Below are 21,658 nucleotides of genomic sequence, written 5' to 3'. Positions count from 1 at the left end.
CCTGGAGCATTCGCTACAATGGCACGTCAGTTCATCTATCACATGTCGGGACTGAACAAGTCCTATGGCGCGAAGAAGATTCTCGAAAACGTCAATCTGTCTTTCTACCCGGATGCCAAGATCGGTATCCTCGGCCCGAACGGTGCCGGTAAATCGACTGTTTTGCGCATCATCGCCGGCCAGGACAAGGAGTTCACCGGTGAAGCCTGGCTCGCCGAAGGCGCCACTGTTGGTTACCTCGAGCAGGAACCGCACCTGGACCCGACCAAGACCGCGTTCGAAAACGTCATGGAAGGCGTCGCCGACAAGCAGGCCGTCATCGATCGTTACAACGAACTGATGATGAACTATTCCGACGAGACGGCGGACGAGGGCGCAAAGCTTCAGGACATCATCGACAGCCAGAACCTCTGGGATCTGGAACAGCAGGTCGAAATGGCAATGGAAGCCCTGCGCTGCCCGCCAAAGGATTCGGACGTTACCGTGCTTTCCGGTGGTGAGCGTCGTCGTATCGCGCTCTGCCGTCTGCTTTTGTCGCAGCCGGACCTGCTGCTGCTTGACGAACCGACCAACCACCTTGACGCGGAAACCATCGCCTGGCTCGAAAAGCACCTGCGCGATTACCCCGGCGCCGTGATGATGATTACCCACGACCGCTACTTCCTCGACAACGTCACGGGCTGGATTCTCGAGCTCGACCGTGGTCGCGGCATTCCGTACGAAGGCAACTACTCTGCTTATCTGACGGCCAAGGCCAAGCGTATGCAGCAGGAAGCCCGCGAAGAAGCCGGTCGCCAGAAGGCGCTGTCGCGCGAGCAGGAATGGATTGCATCGAGCCCGAAGGCTCGTCAGGCCAAGTCGAAGGCCCGTATCAAGGCCTACGAACAGCTGGTTGATGCGGCTGAAAACATCCGCCCCGGCGACGCACAGATCATCATCCCCGTGTCCGAGCGTCTCGGCAACGTGGTGGTCGAGCTGGAAGGCATCAACAAGGGCTTTGAAGGCCGTACACTGATCAACGACCTGTCGATCAAGCTGCCGCCAGGCGGCATCGTCGGCATCATCGGCCCGAACGGTGCCGGTAAGTCGACGCTGTTCAAGATGATCACCGGTCAGGAAAAGCCGGATGCCGGTTCGATCCGCATCGGTGACACCGTGCACCTCGGTTACGTCGACCAGAGCCGCGACGCGCTGGATGCCAACAAGACCGTCTGGGAAGAGATTTCCGGTGGGGCCGAAGTCATCAAGCTCGGCAAGTTCGACATGAACTCCAGAGCCTATTGCGGTGCCTTCAACTTCAAGGGCGGCGACCAGCAGCAGAAGGTTGGCAATCTCTCGGGTGGTCAGCGTAACCGCGTTCACCTTGCCAAGATGCTGAAGGCCGGTGGCAACGTTCTGCTCCTCGACGAACCGACCAACGACCTTGATACGGAAACGCTGGGTGCTCTTGAAAGCGCGCTCGAAGCCTTCGCCGGTTGCGCCATCATCATCAGCCACGATCGCATGTTCCTCGACCGTCTGGCCACGCATATTCTGGCATTCGAAGGTGACGGCCATGTTGAATGGTTCGAAGGCAACTTCGAAGATTACGAGGAAGACAAGGTCCGTCGCCTTGGTCCGGATGCCCTGAACCCTGGCAGCCAGGCTTACAAGCGTCTGACGCGATAAGATTGAGCGGGAAGCGCATTGTGCTCGTGCAATGCGCTTATCCGACTTACAGACATGGAATTGAAAGGGGCAGCCGAATGGCTGCCCCTTTTATGTGTCTGTGCCGATTTTCCTGATGATATTGGAGGTTGCTCCGCAATTCCTGTTGCGCCCCCTGCATAAATCACATAAAGATATCTTTATGTCTTGATTGGGTATGGTGAGAGTTTTGGATTTCGGGCTGGACAATCTGGTGGATATCTTGAAGGCGGCGGGAGAGCCAACGCGCTTTCGTTTGCTTGCGCTGCTTTCGGCTGGCGACCTGACTGTCACCGATCTTACCGAAATTCTCGGTCAATCGCAGCCTCGAATTTCCAGACATCTCAAGCTTCTTGCGGAAGAGGGGCTGATCGAGCGTTATCAGGAAGGTGCCTGGGCCTATTTTCGTTTGATGCAGGACGGTCAATCTGCCGGGCTGGTCCGCCAGCTTCTTGCCGCTGCATCGCCATCTGACGCCGTCCTGCAGCGCGACAGCGAACGACTGGCGGCTGTGAAGCGGGTTCGGGCCGAACGGGCACAGGACTATTTCAGCCGCAATGCGTCCGCCTGGGACGAACTGCGTCGCCTGCATGTCAGCGATGAGGCTGTCGAAGGTGCGCTCGTAAAGCTTGTCGGCACGACGCCAATCGATTCTTTGCTTGATCTCGGTACCGGAACTGGACGCATCCTTCAGCTTCTGAGCGGTGTTTACCGTCGGGCAATCGGAGTGGATGCGAGCCGCGACATGCTGTCCGTAGCGCGCGCCAATCTCGACAAGGCGGGTGTCGTCAACGCATCCGTTCGTCATGGCGACATTCTCAACCTGCCGCTGGAAGGGCAGGATTTCGACCTGATCGTCATTCACCAGGTGCTGCATTTCCTTGACCAGCCGGAAATTGCCCTTTCCGAAGCGTCGCGCATGCTGCGCCCCGGCGGACGTCTGATCATCATCGATCTGGCACCTCATTCTTTCGACTATCTGCGTAGCGAACATGCGCATGTCAGGCTCGGTTTCTCACACCAACTCATGGACGAATGGTTGAAGAAGGCCGGACTTGAACTGGATCGCACTGTCGATCTCAAATCTGAAAAAGCGTCCGGCGATGCGCTGGACGTGACCATCTGGGTTGCCCGCGACCAGCGTCTTCTGATTGCAGACGATGCGGCGCAAGAGACCGTTTTACTTGCCGCCGGGAGGGCATGACATGACCAGAACGAACACCGCAGGCCGCGACGGCGATATCCGGTTGTCTTTCGAATTTTTTCCGCCCAAGAACCCGGACATGGAAGCCCAGCTTTGGGAAACTGTGGCAGAGCTTCAGACCTGGGACCCAGACTTCGTTTCGGTCACCTATGGTGCCGGCGGATCAACCAAGGCGCCGACGCTGGATGCGGTGCGGCGGATGATTGGCGACAACCGCCTGGCCACGGCTGCGCATCTGACCTGCGTCGATGCAAGCCGCGATGAGGTACACCAGGTCATTGAAGAGTTCACGAATGCGGGCGTAAAGCATTTCGTGGCGCTGCGCGGCGACCCTTCTACCGGTATCGGCACGGCATACACACCCCATCCGGAAGGCTACGAGAACGCGGCAGCGTTGGTGAAAGGGCTTCGTGAGATCGGTGACTTCGAAATCTCGGTGTCGGCTTATCCCGAGAAGCATCCGGAGAGCGCCAGCGAGGCGGTCGACATCGATATGCTGAAGCGCAAAGCCGATAACGGTGCGACCCGCGCCCTGACCCAGTTCTTCTTCGATAACGACCTATTCGAGCGTTACATGGAGCGTGTGACCGCTGCCGGGATCACCATTCCGGTGGTGCCAGGTATCATGCCGATCCAGAACCTGACGCAGCTCAAGCGGTTTGCAGGACGTTGTGGGACGAGCGTCCCGTCATTCCTGGACGACCGCTTTGCCGGATACGACCAGGACCTGGAAGGCCGCGCCAGGGTGGCAGGAGAGGTTGCAGCCGAGCAGATTGCCGATCTGCAAAAGCGCGGTATCCATGAATTCCATCTTTACACGATGAACCGTGCGCCGCTCGTCAATGCTGTTCTCGAAAACCTCGGCATGCAGAGATTGCGTCGCAGCGCGGCTTGAGTTTTCGACATAACAAGACAAGAAAAAAGCGCAGGTTCTGCTGAACCTGCGCTTTTTTTAAACTGTGTCATCGAATGCGGCTTCACTTGCGTTCCGTCCGCTCTCCTCGTTAGATGAAAAGCATCATCGTCACGAACAGAAACGCTAAACCGACTGCCAAGGCATTAAGAGATTTTGTAAGTCCCATGGGTGCCTCCTGTTGCTGACAAGAAGACATTATGACGGTTTCGTGGCAGTTGAAAAGCGGTTTCTGTGATGCGGTGCAGCACGGAATTTGGGTCGGAAAAATTCTGAGTTCCCTAAGTGATTGAAAATGTGAATTTATTTTTAATTCACGCAATGCTTCATATCTTTAAAAAAAGTAAATGACCGGGGTCTTATCCCCAGTCATCAGGTAGAGATTAACAGTTTTCGCCTTGTTTCCGGCTCATGCATTAATGGCCGGGACCCGCCGTTAAGACAGATTAAAGGGCTTCCAGAAGCGCTGCCGTGGGCCAGCCGTCGGCAGGCAATCCGAGGCGCTGCTGCTCCTTCTGGATTGCAACGCGGGTGCCTGAACCGAGAATGCCATCCACCTTGCCGACGTTGTGTCCATTGGCTTCGAGCTTGCTCTGAAGCTGCTTCATGGTGGCATCGTCAAAGCCCGGATCCGGGTTGCCCTTGTCGTAGACAGGAAGGCCCATCAGGCGCGTGGCGAAGTACGCGGCGGAGGTCGTGTAGATGAACGACTGGTTCCACTCGAGGTAAATATTGAAGTTCGGGTAGGTGATGAAGGTCGGCCCCTTGCGGCCCTGTGGCATGATCAGGGAGGCTGGCAGATTGGCAAAATTCTTGTTGCCGTCCCTTGGCGTGACACCGAGTGCGAACCAGTCACCGGCGGTCAGAGGGCCGCCGAGGCCCGATTTTTCCCATGGCAGGTTCTCAGGCAGGGAAACTTCCTGAATCCATGGCTCGCCTTTCTTGAAGCCGAGATGCTGAATGAATTTCGCGGCCGTCAAAATCGCGTCAGGAGCGCTGCTCTTGACGTTGACGTGGCCGTCACCATCGCCATCAACGCCGAATGCGATGATATCTTTGGGCAGCATCTGAACCTGGCCGATCTCGCCAGCCCAGGCGCCGGTGTTCGTCGCCGGGTCGAGATCGCCGTGCTGAACCATCTCGGTCAGGGCAATGAGCTGCGGACGGAACAGTTCCGGGCGGCGGCAGTCATGCGACAGGGTGACGAGAGCGTTGCGGGTGTTGAAATCGCCCTGCACGGCGCCAAAGTCCGTTTCCATCGCCCAGAACGCTGCAATCACACCAGCAGGTACACCGAATTCGTTTTCGGCGCGTGCAAAGGTGGAAGAGAGTTCCTGAAGCTTCTTGCGGCCAATATCGAGGCGGGCCTGGCTGACGGTGCGCTGGGAAAACTCAAGGAAGGTCTGGCGGAACACGCCCTGGGCACGGTCACGGGAAAGAACTTTCTGGTCGATCTGCGCGCCTGCAAGCGCTTTGTCCACGGCTTCGGCCGGGACGCCCTTTGCCATGGCTTCGGCTTTTACGCCTTGCAGGAATGCGGCAAGATCACCGCCACAAGCGACCTGCTTCGGATCGTCAGGCGACGCCACAGGCGTAACGGCGAAAGCCGAACCGGCAGACAGTAGAGACAGAGCCGCGGCAAAAAGGATACCGCGCGACCGGAAAGTGGGCATAGGAACGTCCTCAATGGATTGTTTGCCCGCTTTACCTCTATGTTTGTGACAAAAAAACGGGCAGTTGCTTCAATGCACACGTCAGAACGCGGTTTTTTACAAAGTGTTGCTTCTTAGCCGTTGTTATTTGCTTCAGCGACCCATTTACGCCAGTTTTTCTCCGTTCCGGAGAAGACGTTGATGTCTGTTGGTCCTGTGACGCCAGGTACCACGCCCGTAGCGGTGTATTGCCAGAACGCCCATTGCCGGTCTTCATAGATCTTGGCCGGGTGGGCCGCGACGGAGCGGACCCAGAAATGATAGTTCTTGAACTGGCCGACCAGATTGTCGCGATGGAAGTCCACTGATGTATAGATGATCGGGCGCTTGCCGTAATGGGCTTCGATACGATCGAGGAAGCGTTGCATTTCCGAGCGGACGACTGCGGGCGCCGGGCGCGTCTTGCAGGTGGGCGAGGCGGGGTTCCACTCGACATCGAGAACGGGTGGCAATGTGACCGCACCCTTTGGAACGTTTCGGATGAACCAGTCCGCCTGTGCATCGGCCGTGGAGCAGAAATAGTAGAAATGATAGGGGGCATGGGCAATGCCCGCAGCCGCGGCATTGCGCCAGTGATCATCGAATTTCGGGTCGATGCGGTCGGAGCCCTCCGTTGCCTTTACGAAAACGAAAGATACGCCGGATTTGCGAACTGTCTGCCAGTCTACACTGCCATTCCACTTCGACACGTCGATGCCGTGAACTTCATGACGATGCGGGTTGTTGACACCGAAATCCTGCGGGTCCGTGTCGACAAATTTCGGTTTGGCGACCGATGCCGTCTCAAGCAGATCGTAGCTCGTGGAGGTGCAGCCGCTCACCAGCAGCAAGGCCGAGAGTATCGCCGATAAACGTAACCGCATTGAAACCCTGAAAAATGTCGTTTCCCGTCAGGCAGCCACGCCATGCGCGGCACCTCTCCCTGTTTAACCATAACATGGTAAACAAGCGGTTATGGCAAGAGGGGCAGGCCCGTTTTTGGCCTCAGATCATGCGTCTTCGAGAATACAGCTGGCTTTTTTCTGTGGCTCGGCAACCGGAAGAGTGATGACGGCGCGCCATGCGTAACCGCGTGCGATTTCCTCGAACTGCAGCATTGCGCCATGGCTTCCAGCCATGTTGGCAAGCACGTAGCGCAGGTTGGCGCGCGGTGTGACGTGGAAACGCGTGAGCCATGCCTTCAGCAGGGAGCGGAACCAGCGCGGAAGCTGCTCCTGTTGGCCGAAGTCAACGATGTGTAGCGAGCCGCCCGGGGCGAGCGCTGCCAATGCCCGGTCAACCGCCTTTTCCCAATCCGGTATCATCGACAGCGAATAGGAAATCATCACCCGATCAAAGCCATCGGCTTCACCAAATTCGCTTGCTCTGAACGCCGTCGCATCGGCGACGCGCAAATGAGGGCGCTGCTTTTTTCCGGAAAAATTGTCCGACGCCGTTGCCAGCATCTCGGCGGAAATATCGAGACCGAACAAACGCGCTTTCGGAAAAATGCGGTTTGCAAGCAGCAAATTGCGCCCGGTGCCACAGCCCACCTCAAGCAGCGAGCCGCCTTCGGGGATATCGAGGGCGGCGATGGTCCTGTCGCGTCCCAACAGATAATATTTCCGGGTAAGATCGTAGATGTGCCTCTGGTGACGGTACATGCGATCCATCAGGCCCGCATGGGCCGTGTCTGCAAGGCTGACATTCTCGCCGATGGTTTTCATGCCGAGGCCCTCTGATAGATGTGGAAACCGCCATAGATGGCGGAGCGATCTCTGGCATTGAGTTCTTTCGAGCGGTCTTCCAGATAGGCCCACTGTTTGCGGATGTCGGGGGACAGACGCCCTTCGATCACGCTTTTCTCGGCAGCGGTGCGGAATATGACGCGTGCGTCTGGTGCCGCCGTGCGGCTGATCTGCGACCACAACTCATTCAATTGTGTGTCAGTCATCCAGTCCTGCGCGTCGAGCAGGATATAGCGATCGACGCTGCCGGCGTGCTTTCGCCCCAGAAGCTCGGTGTAGGTTTCGTGATGAACCGAAACGCGTGCGGCGTTGTTGCGGATCGCTTCGTAATATTCCGGCTTCAGATAGGCAGGCAGCGCGCCCTCATGCGGTTCCGGGTATCGGCGGGCAAAGGCCTGCCAGGCAAAGTAGTTGTCGCTCAGAGGGAAATCGCAGGCGAGCTTTTCCAGCCGTTCGCGCAAAACGGCGGCGATGGTGCCGTTGGAGGAAAGGCTGGCAAGTTCGTCATACTGGCGTGGGGGAATGCCGAGGCCAAAAAGCGAGCTTTTCCGCTTCGTCAGCCAGCGCACGACAGGTTTGTCGAACAGCGGCGCGACCTTGCTGTCAAAGAACTGGCGCTGCTCTTCCATCGTGCGGCTGTTTGCCATTTCCGTCAGCTTGACGCCATGCAGACGGGCCATCAGATGGCCCGCGCCGATAAAGCGGCCAAGAAGGCCGGTGCGATAGATGTTCCGGTCGAAGACCGCAATGCGCCGCCGCCCGGAGATCGTGCGTTTGGACCAGTAGGCCTTGGTGGTGTCGTCGAGATGCGGGGCAATGAAGCGGTCGAAGCCCTGGCTGTTGACGTGTGTGTTGGCGCGGCCGAAGTGTCTCACTACGTCCTGGTGGGCCGGAAGGTGACGGAAGGCGGCAAGCTTCAACTTGTTGAGCGCAATGTGATGCGGATTGAGATCGACGACATCGATGCTTTCCGGATTGCGGGAGAGGTATGCCAGCATGTTGCAGCCGCCCGAACCGATGGTGACGATGCTGTGGCCGTCACGAAGCTCCATCGCTTCCATATCGACTTCAGGGTCTTCCCATATCTGCGGATAAACCAGGCCAGAGAACAGCACGCCAAACAGTCGTTCGGAGAGGCCACTTTTTGACAGAGCCTTGTGCTGAAGCAATGCGGATTTGAGTTTGACGTTTCTGCTGAAGCCGGTTTTCGGTGCGGCGCTCGTCATATGATTCCACCTCTCGCTCGATTGAGAGGCGTCTACAGCCGTGAGACTACAGTTTGATGACGGGGCGGTTGGCCAAGGGCCGCATTGACGCCAAAACAAAAAGGCACCGCATGAGATATGCAGTGCCTTTCAATTCGTTTGTGGTGCTATGCGTTACTTGCGCAGAACGTGCAGCATGCCTTTGCGCTTGGCATCGTAATAATAACCGCGGGCATAGAGCCTGACCGCATTGTCACGATCGTTGTCTGCCACCAGCCAGGCGCCGCGCAGATACTTTACCGCGTATCGCAAATTGGTTTCGGCATCGAAGAGGCCAGAAGCCGGGCCATCGAAGCCCATCGAACGTGCCGTTGCATGCTTGATCTGCATGAGGCCGAAATGCCCGCCATTATAGGCGGCGGGATTGTAGCGGCTTTCACGCTGTACGACGCGGTGAACCAGATCTTCCGGGACCTGATACATTGCAGCATATTTCGAGATCAGTCCGCTCAACTTGTCCCGGCCTGCTGGCGACGGGTTGAGGGGCGCGGTCATGGTCCCGCTGGCGTTGACGGCTGCCAGAGCAGCATTGGTCGGGCCGGCTGCGTAAGCGAGTACAGTGCTGTCCGGCTTCGGAAGAGGGATAACCTTGCGTTCCGCCGTCAACTCCGTGCCGATGGATGGCGAACCCGGAGGAGGCGGTGCAGGTGGGAAGCTGCCTTTGACAGCGACGACCTGTGGCAGTTCGCCGGCGGTCGGGTGCGTTGATTGCGCAGCCGCATTGACGGCGGCGACAGCGGGTGTTGCTGTGGTCGGAGCAAGAGCGACGGTTGTGGTCTGCGCTGCTGGCATCGTCGATGTCTGCGCAACCTGCGTCTCCGCGGTCGGCTGCATCTGGTTTACGATGGCTGCGGCTGCCGCGATTTCGGCTGCCGGGGGAAGGGCAACACGCCCACCTTTTACAGCGGCAACGTTGGGAAGAGCAGGCTGCTGTTGCGCCAGGCTTGCGTCTGCCGTTGCTGTGGTCGCGGCAGGGGCTGCGGCCGTTCCCGCTGGGGCGGCCGCCTGAGCCGTTTCAGGCGTTGCTGTTGCAGGGGCATTTCCAGTCGCGGCGCTCGGCGCTACGGTCGCGATCTTCGGGCCGTCAGGGCCTTCTTTCGCGGTGTATTCGACACTTGTGCATCCAGCCAGTGTCAGTGCGAGTCCCACGGTGGAAGACAGGAAAAGCGCCGTTTTCCCGCGGAATTTGCCCGAAATTTGCATGCTGCCGCCTTCGTTGTGCCTGTCTTTCGATACCCCGCGTCGAACGAAGCAGGCTGTGTCCCGTCGAACGTTCATTAACCTATTGTAAGGATAGCGGCAAGCTGTGAGATATCGGCGCCGATTTCAGGCGGCAATTCGCCGGTAGCCGGCGCTTACGGCGCGGCCCGAAATGAAATATGTCCGGTACTTCGGCTTGACCTTTTTGCCGCCTGACATGCGGCGAATGAGGGCAAGCATCGAGGGTGCGAAAAGCGCTTGTCCGACGAGTATCACCAGCGCGGCGATCAAAACCGCGCTCTGCGCAACAGCAAGCACTTCAACCGCGTCGGCAGGCTGGGAAACGAACTGCGGAAGCAGCGCAAGGAAGAAGCTGAAATAGCGTGGGCGAAACGCCGCAACGGCAAAACAATCCCTGAAGATGGCACCGAATGTTTTGCCTCTCAGGTTGTCATTGTCGGCATTCGCGGCTCTGGCGACAGGCGTTGCCATGATCCACAGGACGAACAGCATTAACCAGCCGATGCCGGCCCACTCGATGATTTCGAGAAACGACTTGGGCAGGTAGGCAAAAGCAACTGTCGGAATGGCGGCCAATGTCATGGCCGTCGTGACGCCGAGGGCACCACCGGTAGCGGTGGCCAGCACCGTGCGCTTGCCGCGAATGGCAGAATAAGAGGCGGCAGAGAATGCAAGGGGAGAGGGGAGTGCGAACATGACGGCACACGCTGTACAGAAAATCAGCCAGGCCTCTCCAGACATTCTCTTTCCTCCTTAGAGCGCCACGTGTCGATGAAGACACAAAACTGGCGCTCTAATTCATTGAATCCACGCTTTTTGTCCTGCGAAAACCGAGGGGATTTTCACTCTCATGTCTCCCCTTCCTGTCATCGCATTCTTTTAGCGTAGCGTAAAATCATGCTGCTGTGAACGGCTGGCCGACATGATCCATGACTTCTGCGAACCATTTCGCGGAGATGTCGAAATGCTTCCCGCCCTTGATGCGTGGAAACTCGATGGTCCGCAGTTTGCCGCTCTGTTCCTCATCGTGGCCGGTGACGCCAGACACCTTGTTGAGTGCGCTTTCGACGGCCAGATCGACCATGCTCTGGATCAGGCGAAGGTCGTTGCCGTTGGCAGGCGCGGAGCGGGCGTAATAGCCGGATTTCTGTACCATCGAGCGTTCGGCGCCGATCAGGCTTGCGAATTGCTTCTGGAACCAGCCGCCGACATTGATCGTGTCGATCTTGACGTGACCGAAGGCATCGCGCTTGACGGCTTCGCCTGCGGCTTCACGTTCAGCGACGATGGCGTCGAGGCCGGCACCTTCGGAAACGAACAGCGTTACATAACCGTTCTTTTCCATGATTTTCTTCAGGCGCTCCGCCTCTGCTTCGATATCAAAGGCCATTTCCGGCAGATAGATGCCGTCGATGTTCTTCATATGAGAATTCATCATCAGGCCCTCGACATATTCATTGCCGCTGGTCTTCTGGATGTAGGCGCGGGCAGTGGCCGCTGTCAGCCAGCCGCAATGGCGCCCCATGACTTCGTGAATGACGAATGTTTTCGGTGCGGCGCTCTGCTCGTTGCTGACATTGTCGAAGAAGGAGGCGCCGACTTCGGCTGCCGTCCATGCTCCAAGCGACTGCTTGATCGGTACGACGTCGTTGTCGACAGTTTTGGGCAGGCCGACAACGGTCAGATTATAACCGTTTGCACCTAGGTAGGCGGCGAGATCGGCTGCCGTCGTGTTGGTATCGTCACCGCCGATCGTGTGCAGAATGGTTACGCCGTCTGCGGCCAGACGCTCGGCTGCAACGCGCAGCGGATTTTCGCCTTCCTTGACGAGACCGCGCTTCGCACAGTCGGCGGCATTCGTCAGCTTCACGCGGCTGTTGCCGATGGGGGAGCCGCCGTAGCGATGCAGCAGGTATGCCTTTTCGCGCATATCCTTGGTGATCTCGATCCGGTCGCCGAGAAGCACGCCCTGATAACCGGAGCGATAAGCCACAAGGTCGATTTCGGGTGCGATGTCGCTGTAGCGTTCAATCAATCCGCCGACCGCGGATGAAAGGCAGGGAGCGAGACCGCCCGCGGTCAACATTGCGACTTTCTGTTTGGCCATCATGACTCTCCTTGTTTGCACGCGTCCATGATTATGTCTGGCAAATGGATGCGACAGGCGCGTGTAGGTGTAAAGCGAATTTATGGAGAAAAATGGCGATTTCTTGCGGTTTTTCAGGAGCTTGCAGCGAGATTTCGAATATAATCGTTTCAATCGGCACTTCGTTGGCCCGTGCGCGGAACGGGTTTGGCTGCCTGTGGAAAACTTTTCATCGGCAACTGAAATGATGAAGCGAAGCTGTTGCAAAGATGAATAAAAGTTAATGCCTTGAGGTCGCGCGAGATATTGCATTCACGATGATATGCCGTCATGCTTATGGCCATGATCATCGATTTCGCCTGTTTGCAAATTTCATCCCTGTGGGAACGGCTGCTCGGCGCAATCGGCGACGCTGCAGGTGGTGCGCTCGGGCGCGTTGTCGAAGCGATCCGCACCTTGTTCGAAGGCGATCCAGAAACCCGTCGCAGAGTATCCTTTTCCGTCGCCATCATTGCGCTTTCCGCCAAGATGGCCAAGGCTGACGGCGTCGTGAATGATGCGGAAGTCCGGGCTTTCCGGCAAATCTTCGACTTTCCCGATGAGGAAGCCAAGAACGTTGCGCGTCTTTACAATCTAGCCCGTCAGGACGTGGCCGGTTTCGAAGCCTATGCCGAGAGGCTGGCTGGCCTTTGCGGTTCCGGCAACGACAATTGCCAGATGCTGGAAAGCGTCATTGACGGTCTTTTCCATATCGCCAAGGCTGATGGATTGATTCACGAGCGGGAACTGGCCTTCCTTGGTCGTATCGCGGAAATCTTCCATATCAGCGAAGATCATTTCGAAACGATCATGGCGCGACATGTTCATATGGACGGGCGTGATCCGTACCGTGTGCTCGGCGTTTCGCCGTCCGACGATTTTTCCGATATCCGCAAGCGTTACCGTTCTCTGGTCGCAGAACACCATCCGGACAAGCTGATTGCCCGTGGCGTTCCGATGGAATTGCATGCCGCCGCAAATGAGCGTATGGCGGCTCTCAATGCCGCTTATGCGGCGATTGAGAAAGAACGCCGCGTCGCATGATCGATTTTATGCCGGATTTCAAAGGCGCCACAGTTGCGCCTTCGCCGAACCATGGGGAGCGGCTGGGAGTGAGTGGGCCGGATATCATCCTTCTCCACTATACCGGCATGACGACTGCGGACGGCGCCCTGTCCTGGCTGTGTAATCCCGAAAGCCAGGTTTCCAGCCATTATTTCGTCTTCGAAGATGGACGGGTGATCCAGCTTGTGCCGGAAGATCGACGCGCCTGGCATGCGGGAAAGAGCACGTGGGGCGGCGAAAGCGATATCAACTCCCGCTCAATCGGCATCGAAATCGCCAACCAGGGCCATCCAGGCGGATTGCCCGAATTTCCTGAAAAACAGATCGCAGCAGTCGTCGAATTGTGTCGGGATTGTGGTGAGCGGTGGTCTATTGCCCCGGAACGGGTGCTCGGACACTCGGATGTTGCGCCCATCCGCAAGGTCGATCCCGGTGAAAAATTCCCGTGGGACATCCTGTCGCAGAACGGTATCGGCCATTGGGTCGCACCGGCGCCCATCGCCGGAGGTCGGTTTTTTCAGCGCGGTGATCAAGGCCAGCCGGTCGAAGCACTGCAATCCATGCTTTCCATCTATGGATACGGTATTGAAATAACAGGCGCTTATTGCGAGCAGACCGAGGGTGCGGTGGCTGCTTTCCAGCGGCATTTCCGTCCGACTCTGGTCGATGGCATCGCTGATTTTTCAACGATCGACACGCTGCACAGGCTGATTGCCAGCCTGCCGAGATTCTCCGGCGTTTGAAGTTCATTTGCTGTAATTTTCCTGGAAATTTTGCCTCGCGAAAAGTCACATTTTTCTTGTGCCACAGTTAATCCGCATTGAGGAAGTTTAAGAACGGCACCGGACGCGGTGTTGTTCTTCAGGGGAACTGACCGTCAATATCAATCAAGGAGACTGAACCACGGAAGGTCTGGATAGACTTTCCGAACGCTGGACTTTTGTGCCGTTGCATCGTGCCAGTCATCCGTTCTGGAGTTTATTTCTGCATATGAACAGAGTTGTAGTTGCTGTCGCCGCGGGCGTTATTATGCTCGCTGCGCAGGCAGGGGCCGTTTTTGCCAAAGATGAAGACGTGAAGACCAAGACCGTGCCACTGGAAAGCTTTTTCCGTAAACCCGGTTATCCCAGCCCCGACAAAGTTTTGCCTGCCGCGCTGAAGAACGACTACTCCGATCTGATCGTCAAATATGCCAAGCGTTATGGCGTTCCCGTCAATCTGGCGCATGCCGTTGTTTCCGTTGAAAGCAAGTTCAATCCAAAGGCTCGTGGCAGCGCAGGTGAAGTCGGGCTGATGCAGATCAAGCCGGCGACGGCGCGGATGATGGGCTTTCGCGGCACCGCCAAGGCTCTTTACGACCCGGAAACCAATATCCGCTGGGGCATGCAGTACCTGGCAACCGCGCACCAGCTCGGTGGGGGTGAGGTCTGTGGCACGATCCTGCGTTACAATGCGGGTCATGGTGCCAAGCGCATGAACCCTGTGTCCAAGCGTTATTGCGGCAAGGTACAGGCGCTGCTGCAAGGCTGATCACGGAGAGAGTGTTTCCTCTGTCGTGGAAATACTCTCAAACACTAGGGCTTTTTCCGGCTGGATTGCTTTGCTATTCAACAATGGCAAACAGGAAAACCGGAAATGCCAGACTTCAAATATATCGTCGTTGGTGCAGGCATGATGGGCGCGGCAGCCGCGCGTCATCTCTCGGCTCAAACAGGTGGGGTCGCGTTGATCGGGCCTGCCGAGCCTGCTGACCGCAAGGTACAACAGGGTGTCTTTTCCAGCCACTACGATGAGGCGCGGATTACCCGAGGTTTCGATGGCGATCCTGTCTGGGCGGCGCTCGCCAAGCGCTCCATCGCTCGCTACGCCGGACTTGAAGCGCAAAGTGGCGTCCGCTTCTTCACCGAAGCCGGATGCCTGTTTACCGGAAACGGCAAGGGCCTGGCGGGAACCTATGTCTCGCGTGCTCTGTCATTCGCCGATGGCCTCGGTATCGAGACGGTCGGACATGATGCAGTCGGCAATCGGTTTCCGATGTTTTCACTCCCGGCCGATCACGATGGTTATTTTGAAGCGAAAAACGCAGGGCACATCAATCCCCGATCGCTGGTGAAGGCGCAGTGCGCGGTTGCCGTACAGCAGGGTGCAGAGCTTATCCGAGAGACCGCTGCACGTATTCGCGACACCTCGAGCGGTGTGGAAGTATCGACACGCGAAGGCGCGATTTATACTGCGGAAAAAGTGATTGTTGCAGCGGGTGGCTTCACCAATATGGCCGAGCTGTTGCCCACGCCCGTCGACATGGCTGCCACGGGCCGAACCATTGCCTTTTTCGAGCTTGATGATGAAAAGCAGGCGCATTTTCGCGATATGCCCTCGACGATTGTTCTTGCCGAAAGCGAAGACGACATCGTCTACATTCTGCCGCCTGTGCGCTATCCAGACGGCAAGGTCTACCTGAAGATCGGCGGCGAAAGCGAAAAGGGGCGGCTGGAGACGCTTGAGCAGGCGATCGGCTGGTTCCATTCGGACGGAACGCCTTCCGAGGTGGACTTCCTGACACGCAAGGCAGTTTCGCTCATGCCGGCGTTGGCGGGATGCCCGGTGACGTCCGGTTCTTGCGTCGCTTCAATCACCCGCACCGGATATCCCTATATCGGCTATACACAATCCTCCAACATCGCGGTTTTGACTGGTGGCAACTTCGTTTCCGCCAAGTCGTCGGATGAAATCGGCCGCTTCGGCGCTGTGCTGCTTGTCGATGGCCAGCTGACGGAGACAGATTTCGCGCAGAATATGTCACCTGTTTTCGTCTGACTTGATACGGCGAAGCGGCTAGAAACATCTCACGCAATCACACACGCAAATCGTGCTGGAGAATGGCATGTCAGGGCATTTCAAATATATCGTCGTCGGTCGTGGGATGATGGGTGCCGCAGCGGCCCGCCATCTGGCAGAGAAAACCGATGGTGTTGCCTTGATAGGCCCTGGAGAACCGAAAGACATCAAGTCGCATCAGGGCGTTTTTGCCAGTCACTATGACGAGGCGCGCATTACACGGACGATTGATGGGAATGCTGACTGGGCCTTGCTCGCCAACCGTTCCATCGCCCGTTACGACGATATCGCGACACGAAGCGGTGTTGATTTTTACGGGCCGGTTGGCTGTCTTATTGTCGGTCCGAAACGGGGAGGCAGCAATCCGTACATCGACAATGTCTGTGCGGCGGCAACGCGCCTCAATGTTGCTACCGAGCTGCTGGATGATGCTTCGCTGAAAAGCCGGTTTCCGTATTTCGCCTTCGAAGCGGAATGCGAAGGCGTATTCGAGAGGGATAATGCCGGTTACGTTAACCCGCGTGCTTTGGTGGAGGCGCAGAGCGTTCTCGCCAGGAATGCCGGTGTAATCTTGATCGACGATATCGTTGTGTCGACCCGCGACGAGAATGGTGTTGTTTGTGTCGCGACTGCATCTGGCGCCACTTACACGGCGGACAAGGTGCTGGTTGCTGCGGGTGGTTTTTCGATCAGCGAAAACCTGTTGCCGCAACCGATTTCGCTGGATGTCTACGCTCGCACGGTCGCGTTCTTCGAAATACCGGACAACGAAGCTGAACGTTACGCTGGCATGCCGTCGTTGATCTACGAGCCGCGTGATACGAGAAAGCACATCTATCTGCTGCCACCTGTCCGTTATCCCGACGGCAAGGTCTATCTGAAAATTGGGGGCGATCCGGACGATATCCTGGTGAAGAGCGACATGGAGATCCGTGCATGGTTTCGCTCCGGTGGCCGCGAGAGTGTCAGGGAACATCTGTCTGATATTGTTGACGGTCTGGTGCCGTCTATTGACAGGTCCCGCATCTCAATGGCGGCTTGCGTCGTTTCCAAAACGAAAAGTGGTTATCCGTCCATCGGCTTTACCACATCATCGCGGATCGCCGTTCTGACCGGCGGCAATGGCACGGCGGCAAAAAGCTCGGATGAGATCGGTCGTCTGGGTGCGACGTTGCTGCTTGATGGCCAAATCGCTGACGATGCCTTCACGACAGACTTTTCACCTGCGTTTCTTTGAGAATTTTCTGCGCTTTTCGGTGGCTTTCGTGTTGGAACACGGTTATGGAGCGCATGCCAGTTGGCCGGGCAGCCGCGCCTTACCAATGTCGAAAGACGGTAAAGTGAGGAAAGTCCGGGCTCCACGGAAACACGGTGCCGGATAACGTCCGGCGGGGGCGACCCTAGGGAAAGTGCCACAGAGAGCAAACCGCCACGCCTGCGTGGTAAGGGTGAAAGGGTGGGGTAAGAGCCCACCGCGCCGCTGGTAACAGCGGTGGCAAGGTAAACCCCACCGGGAGCAAGACCGAATAGGGATGATGCGGGGCGGACGAAAGTCTGCCAACAGCCTGTTTCTGGGCCAGTCATCCGGGTGGGTTGCGTGAGGCGGCATGCAAATGTCGTCCCAGATGAATGGCTGCCACGTTCCGGATCAAACCGGAGCCATACAGAACCCGGCTTACAGGCCAACTGGCAAAATTCCCCTTCAACTTTTGATGTCTCCGGCGTTTTTACGTGTCAGGGCCATTTTCTTTGCAAAAACAATCGCTTTTCGGTCGCGCTTGTGTGGGCGCTGCGCGCTCTGACGCGCGAAGTAAACCATTCGTTAAACTTAACGGCCTATGAATTTCCGATGCGAAGCCGGTATCGTGCCATCTTCTCCCATTGACGCCCATAGTGTCCCATGGTATCCCAAATGCACACCACAAAGGGTCGTGTTTCTGACCCGCAATCGCTGAAACGAGTAAGGAGCCTACGAGGGGCTGCTACGGGGCGCTTCGTCCCGGCGCTCAGCGATATGTCGTGCGTACCGGTGTTGCCTGTCGAGCGGATGTATCGCTTGGCGGAGTGCGGTTTGAGCGAGTTGAGTTATGGACCGCTTTTTATCGAACGTAACGAACAGGATCGACGCCAAGGGGCGCGTTTCGGTTCCTTCGGTGTTTCGTTCGGTGCTGGCACAACGCGGCATTCAGGAGCTTTATTGTCTTCAGGATTTTGCGTTTCCGGCGATCAGCGTGGGTGGTCCGGATTTGCTGGAGCGTTACGAGCGGCAGATCGCGTCCATGGATGCGTTTTCGCCGCAGGCGAATGCAATGTCGCTGCTGGTTCACGGCGGCGGTGTTTTCATGAAGCTCGACCAGGAAGGTCGATTGATGGTGACGGATTTCGTGCGGGAATTTACCGGCATAACGACCGAGGTCACCTTCGTTGGACGGGCGGATCATTTTCAGCTTTGGCAACCGCAGGCGTTTTTGGCGGCGCAGGCGGAAGCAAGAGCAGGGCGCGGTTTTACGACGATCCGCCCTGCCTAGAACGGGGATACGGGATGGCGGCGAATTCTGGCGGACGATCTTCTGATGCCGGTGGCGGACCTGTTCGTCACATCCCGGTTCTGCTGCGTGAGGTCATCACGGCGCTCGAACCGGCTCCCGGCAAGGTCATCCTGGACGGAACCTTCGGCGCCGGTGGTTATACGCAGGCCATTCTCGATCAAGGTGCCAACGTTATCGCGCTCGACCGCGACCCGACCGCTATCGCGGGCGGGCAGACGATGGTTGCTGCCAATGGCGGCAGGCTTTCTCTCATTCAGTCGCAATTCTCCAACCTTGCAGCGCACGCGCCTGACGGTGGGCTGGACGGTGTCGTTCTCGATATCGGCGTGTCATCGATGCAGATCGATGAGGCCGAGCGCGGTTTCTCGTTCCAGAAGAACGGGCCGCTCGATATGCGCATGTCGGCCTGCGGTGTATCAGCGGCTGATGTGGTCAATCGCGCCAAGGTCAGCGACCTGATCCGTATTTTCGGTTTTCTCGGCGAGGAAAAGCAGCCTGGCCGTATCGCCCGCGCCATTGAAAAGAAACGTGCCGAAGAGCCATTCCGTACGACACGCGACCTGGCGGGCCTCATCGAAATCGTCACGCCGCGCAAGGCCAAGGACAAGATCCACCCTGCAACACGGGTGTTCCAGGCGCTGCGCGTCTTCGTCAATGACGAACTGGGAGAACTGGCACAGGCGCTTTTTGCCGCCGAACAGGCATTGAAGCCGGGCGGCAGGCTCGTCGTCGTTACCTTCCATTCGCTGGAAGACCGTATAGTCAAGAAGTTCTTCGCCGACCGTTCCGGCCGCGCGGCTGGCTCGCGTCATATGCCGATGGTGGAAGACAAGCCGGCGGTGTTCGACAGCATCGGCAAGCCGATGATTGCCGCAAGCGACGAAGAAGCCGACATCAATCCGCGCGCCCGTTCAGCAAAATTGCGAGCCGGCTTGCGCACGTCCGCTCCGGCCCGTCCGGCAGATTTTTCGATCTTCGAACTTCCCGATCTCGCTAGCCTTGAAAAGTTGGGGGGCTGACATGCTGCGCACTTTCGACATCATTCTGATGGGAGTTATGGTCGCGGCGGCTGTCGTCACCTATTCCATCAAGCATCAGGCAGATCTCAAGCTTGAACAAGTCCGCAAGCTTGAAGCGGAAATCAAGCTTGAAAAAGATACGATCGATCTTCTCCGTGCCGACTGGGCTCTGTTGACGCAGCCCAACCGCCTGCATCGTCTGGTCAACGCCTACCAGACGGAACTCAATCTTTCTCCGACGCAGCCGACGCAACTGGCGCAGCCGCGCGAACTCCCGATGCTGCGTTCGCAACTGCCGCAGCCGCCGGAGCCCGAAGGCATGAGCGTCGAGGATGTGATTGCTGCCGCCGTGAACGGGTCGAAACCCGGCGCCACCCTTGGCGGAGCCTCCAAGCCGAAATCACCGCCCGCCGGACAGATTGCCGTCAACGGCATTCCGGTTCCGACGCCACGCGCGCCTGTCGCACGCCCGGCTGCTCCTGCCATGTCGGCGCAGGCCGGAGACGAGACTGGCGATATGGATGAAACCATTACAGGATCGGTGAACCACTGATGTCTTTTCTTTCCCGCGTCATGGTTTTGAAGAGCAAGGCTCACTTTTCCGCCAGCACCACCGGTTACACCGACCATTCGGCCTTCGAAGGTGCGCGCAAGAAGCGGGCAGCCCAGGCAAAGAGCCGGGTTGGCCTTCTCATTTTCGGCTTCGTCGCATTTTATGGTGTGGTTGGTGGCCGTCTTGTCCAGTACGGTCTTGCCGAACAGGAAACCGTTTCGAGCATCGCACCCGCTGACCGCCTGATGGCGTCGCGTCCGGATCTGCTCGATCGCAATGGTGAAGTGCTCGCAACCGACATCCGTACCGTTTCGTTGTTTGCCGAGCCGCATCGCATCGTCGATATCGATGAGGCAATCGAGAAACTGCGCACCGTTCTGCCCGATCTCGATCAGCGTGGAACCTATCAGAAACTGTCCTCCAATTCGCGGTTCCAGTGGCTGCGTCGACAACTGACGCCGAAGCAGCAGAGCCAGATTCTGGCGCTCGGAATTCCTGGTATCGGCTTCCGACCGGAAAAACGCCGCTTCTATCCAGGCGGGCCTACGGCTGCGCACATCGTCGGTCACGTCAACATCGACAACCGCGGTGTTGCCGGTATGGAACGCTATGTCGACAGCCAGGGTCTTGCCGACCTGACGGCGCTTGGCATGACCAGTGATCAGCCACTTGAGCCCGTCAAGCTGTCGATCGATCTTCGTGTTCAGGCCATCGTGCGCGAGGTTGTCGTCTCGGCAATCGACAAGTTCAAGGCGATTGGTGCCGGCGCCGTGGTGATGGACGTGCATACCGGCGAGATTCTGGCCATGGCGTCGTTGCCGGATTACGATCCGAACAACCCGGCTGAAGGCGCAAAGGAAGGCTGGCTGAACCGCATGTCGAACGGCACGTTCGAAATGGGCTCCACCTTCAAATCCTTCACCATCGCCATGGGTCTTGATGACGGCCGGGTGCGGCTGGGCGATACGTTCGACGCGCGTTATCCGATCCGCATCGGCGGCTTCACCATCAAGGACTTCCATGGCAAGGGGCGCGTTCTGTCCGTTCCTGAAATCTTCCAGTATTCCTCCAACATCGGTACGGCGAAAATTGCCGACACGGTTGGCACCGAAGGGCACAAGGAATTCCTGACGCGCCTAGGACTACTGAGCCGCATGCAGACCGAGTTGCCGGAAGTTGCGATGCCGACGCAGCCGCGTCAGTGGAAGAAGATCAACTCCATTACCATTTCGTTCGGTCACGGTGTCTCGACGACCCCGCTTCAGACTGCGGTGGCAGGTGCCGCACTCGTCAACGGCGGCAAACTCATCGAGCCGACCTTCCTGCCGCGCAGCCGCGAACAGGCCGACCAGGTTGCAACCCAGGTCTTGAAGCCGACGACCAGCAAGGACATGCGTTTCCTGTTTGAATGGAACGGCGTGAACGGTTCGGGCCGCAACGCCCGCGTCGAAGGTTTCAACGTTGGCGGCAAGACCGGCACCGCCGACAAGGTGGTCAACGGCCGCTACGTTCACGACAAGAACTTCAACGCATTTCTCTCCGCGTTTCCGATCGACGATCCGCAATACGTGGTGCTGACGTTCATCGACGAACCGAAGACGGACAAGGGCAATGGCGCGGCACTCGCGGGTACGTCCGCAGCGCCGATGGTCCACGACATCATCACCCGCACGGCAGGTATTTTGGGTGTAAAGCCCAAGTTCGGGAAGGACGGCTCGGCCTTGCTCGTGTCTTATTGATTGTTAGAGCTTATGATATTCCGGTGATTCGTGCCGGGGGGA

19 protein-coding genes and 1 other RNA gene are annotated in these 21,658 nt (G+C 57.7%); 13 read left to right on the top strand and 7 right to left on the bottom strand.

Features of this window, described 5'->3' with window-relative positions:
• Window positions 1-18 precede the first annotated feature (18 nt).
• The 3 genes from ettA (at window position 19) to metF (ending at window position 3,785) form a co-directional block, all read left to right on the top strand.
• Complete coding sequence (gene ettA / locus FY156_11540; GenBank protein ID UXS02047.1) at window positions 19-1,668, top strand: energy-dependent translational throttle protein EttA; 1,650 nt, start codon at window positions 19-21, stop codon at window positions 1,666-1,668.
• 208 nt (window positions 1,669-1,876) lie between these two features.
• The gene (locus tag FY156_11535) at window positions 1,877-2,890 is read left to right on the top strand and encodes a metalloregulator ArsR/SmtB family transcription factor (GenBank protein UXS03124.1); all 1,014 of its coding nucleotides are present in this window, start codon (window positions 1,877-1,879) and stop codon (window positions 2,888-2,890) included.
• A gap of 1 nt (window position 2,891) precedes the next feature.
• Window positions 2,892-3,785, top strand: coding sequence for a methylenetetrahydrofolate reductase [NAD(P)H] (metF, locus tag FY156_11530; GenBank protein ID UXS02046.1), 894 nt, complete (start codon window positions 2,892-2,894; stop codon window positions 3,783-3,785).
• Window positions 3,786-4,249: 464 nt separating this feature from the next.
• Here metF and FY156_11525 read toward each other — a convergent pair whose 3' ends face one another.
• From FY156_11525 to FY156_11495, 7 genes are all read right to left on the bottom strand, one after another.
• The gene (locus FY156_11525; GenBank protein ID UXS02045.1) at window positions 4,250-5,476 is read right to left on the bottom strand and encodes a lytic murein transglycosylase; all 1,227 of its coding nucleotides are present in this window, start codon (window positions 5,474-5,476) and stop codon (window positions 4,250-4,252) included.
• Between the two features lie 113 nt (window positions 5,477-5,589).
• Entirely contained in the window at window positions 5,590-6,378 is a 789-nt protein-coding gene (locus FY156_11520; GenBank protein ID UXS02044.1) for a glycoside hydrolase family 25 protein, read from the bottom strand.
• Between the two features lie 126 nt (window positions 6,379-6,504).
• Window positions 6,505-7,221: a methyltransferase domain-containing protein gene (locus FY156_11515; protein UXS02043.1), complete on the bottom strand. Its 717-nt coding sequence runs from the start codon at window positions 7,219-7,221 to the stop codon at window positions 6,505-6,507.
• Window positions 7,218-8,468 (bottom strand): DUF3419 family protein, encoded by a 1,251-nt coding sequence (locus tag FY156_11510; GenBank protein UXS02042.1) that lies wholly within the window; start codon window positions 8,466-8,468, stop codon window positions 7,218-7,220. Before FY156_11510 ends, FY156_11515 begins: the two co-directional genes overlap by 4 nt.
• 153 nt (window positions 8,469-8,621) lie before the next feature.
• On the bottom strand, window positions 8,622-9,710 hold the full coding sequence (locus FY156_11505; protein ID UXS02041.1) for a lytic transglycosylase domain-containing protein: 1,089 nt from the start codon (window positions 9,708-9,710) through the stop codon (window positions 8,622-8,624).
• A 123-nt stretch (window positions 9,711-9,833) separates the two neighbouring features.
• Window positions 9,834-10,469, bottom strand: a complete 636-nt coding sequence (locus tag FY156_11500; protein UXS02040.1) for a LysE family translocator — start codon at window positions 10,467-10,469, stop codon at window positions 9,834-9,836.
• A gap of 154 nt (window positions 10,470-10,623) precedes the next feature.
• Window positions 10,624-11,835, bottom strand: a complete 1,212-nt coding sequence (locus tag FY156_11495) for a pyrophosphate--fructose-6-phosphate 1-phosphotransferase (GenBank protein ID UXS02039.1) — start codon at window positions 11,833-11,835, stop codon at window positions 10,624-10,626.
• 321 nt (window positions 11,836-12,156) lie between these two features.
• On the opposite strand from FY156_11495, the gene FY156_11490 reads away from it, so the two are divergent.
• From FY156_11490 to FY156_11445, 10 genes are all read left to right on the top strand, one after another.
• On the top strand, window positions 12,157-12,897 hold the full coding sequence (locus tag FY156_11490; GenBank protein UXS03123.1) for a DnaJ family molecular chaperone: 741 nt from the start codon (window positions 12,157-12,159) through the stop codon (window positions 12,895-12,897).
• Window positions 12,894-13,661: an N-acetylmuramoyl-L-alanine amidase gene (locus tag FY156_11485; protein ID UXS02038.1), complete on the top strand. Its 768-nt coding sequence runs from the start codon at window positions 12,894-12,896 to the stop codon at window positions 13,659-13,661. Before FY156_11490 ends, FY156_11485 begins: the two co-directional genes overlap by 4 nt.
• A gap of 247 nt (window positions 13,662-13,908) precedes the next feature.
• Window positions 13,909-14,448: a lytic transglycosylase domain-containing protein gene (locus FY156_11480; protein ID UXS02037.1), complete on the top strand. Its 540-nt coding sequence runs from the start codon at window positions 13,909-13,911 to the stop codon at window positions 14,446-14,448.
• Window positions 14,449-14,553: 105 nt separating this feature from the next.
• On the top strand, window positions 14,554-15,735 hold the full coding sequence (locus FY156_11475; protein ID UXS02036.1) for an FAD-dependent oxidoreductase: 1,182 nt from the start codon (window positions 14,554-14,556) through the stop codon (window positions 15,733-15,735).
• Window positions 15,736-15,802: 67 nt separating this feature from the next.
• A complete protein-coding gene (locus FY156_11470; protein UXS02035.1) occupies window positions 15,803-16,993 on the top strand; it encodes an FAD-binding oxidoreductase in 1,191 nt (396 codons plus the stop codon).
• 56 nt (window positions 16,994-17,049) lie between these two features.
• Window positions 17,050-17,450, top strand: an RNA gene (gene rnpB / locus FY156_11465) — RNase P RNA component class A.
• 393 nt (window positions 17,451-17,843) lie between these two features.
• On the top strand, window positions 17,844-18,284 hold the full coding sequence (gene mraZ, locus FY156_11460; protein ID UXS02034.1) for a division/cell wall cluster transcriptional repressor MraZ: 441 nt from the start codon (window positions 17,844-17,846) through the stop codon (window positions 18,282-18,284).
• 14 nt (window positions 18,285-18,298) lie between these two features.
• The gene (gene rsmH / locus FY156_11455; GenBank protein UXS02033.1) at window positions 18,299-19,324 is read left to right on the top strand and encodes a 16S rRNA (cytosine(1402)-N(4))-methyltransferase RsmH; all 1,026 of its coding nucleotides are present in this window, start codon (window positions 18,299-18,301) and stop codon (window positions 19,322-19,324) included.
• Between the two features lies 1 nt (window position 19,325).
• The gene (locus FY156_11450; protein ID UXS02032.1) at window positions 19,326-19,877 is read left to right on the top strand and encodes a hypothetical protein; all 552 of its coding nucleotides are present in this window, start codon (window positions 19,326-19,328) and stop codon (window positions 19,875-19,877) included.
• Window positions 19,877-21,616, top strand: a complete 1,740-nt coding sequence (locus tag FY156_11445; protein ID UXS02031.1) for a penicillin-binding protein 2 — start codon at window positions 19,877-19,879, stop codon at window positions 21,614-21,616. Before FY156_11450 ends, FY156_11445 begins: the two co-directional genes overlap by 1 nt.
• The last annotated feature ends 42 nt before the right edge of the window (window positions 21,617-21,658 follow it).

The sequence above is a fragment of the Agrobacterium tumefaciens genome, assembly GCA_025559845.1.
Taxonomy (GTDB): Bacteria; Pseudomonadota; Alphaproteobacteria; order Rhizobiales; family Rhizobiaceae; genus Agrobacterium.
The sequence above is the reverse complement of the archived record's forward strand: the minus strand, read 5'-3'. Positions and strand labels throughout refer to the sequence as shown.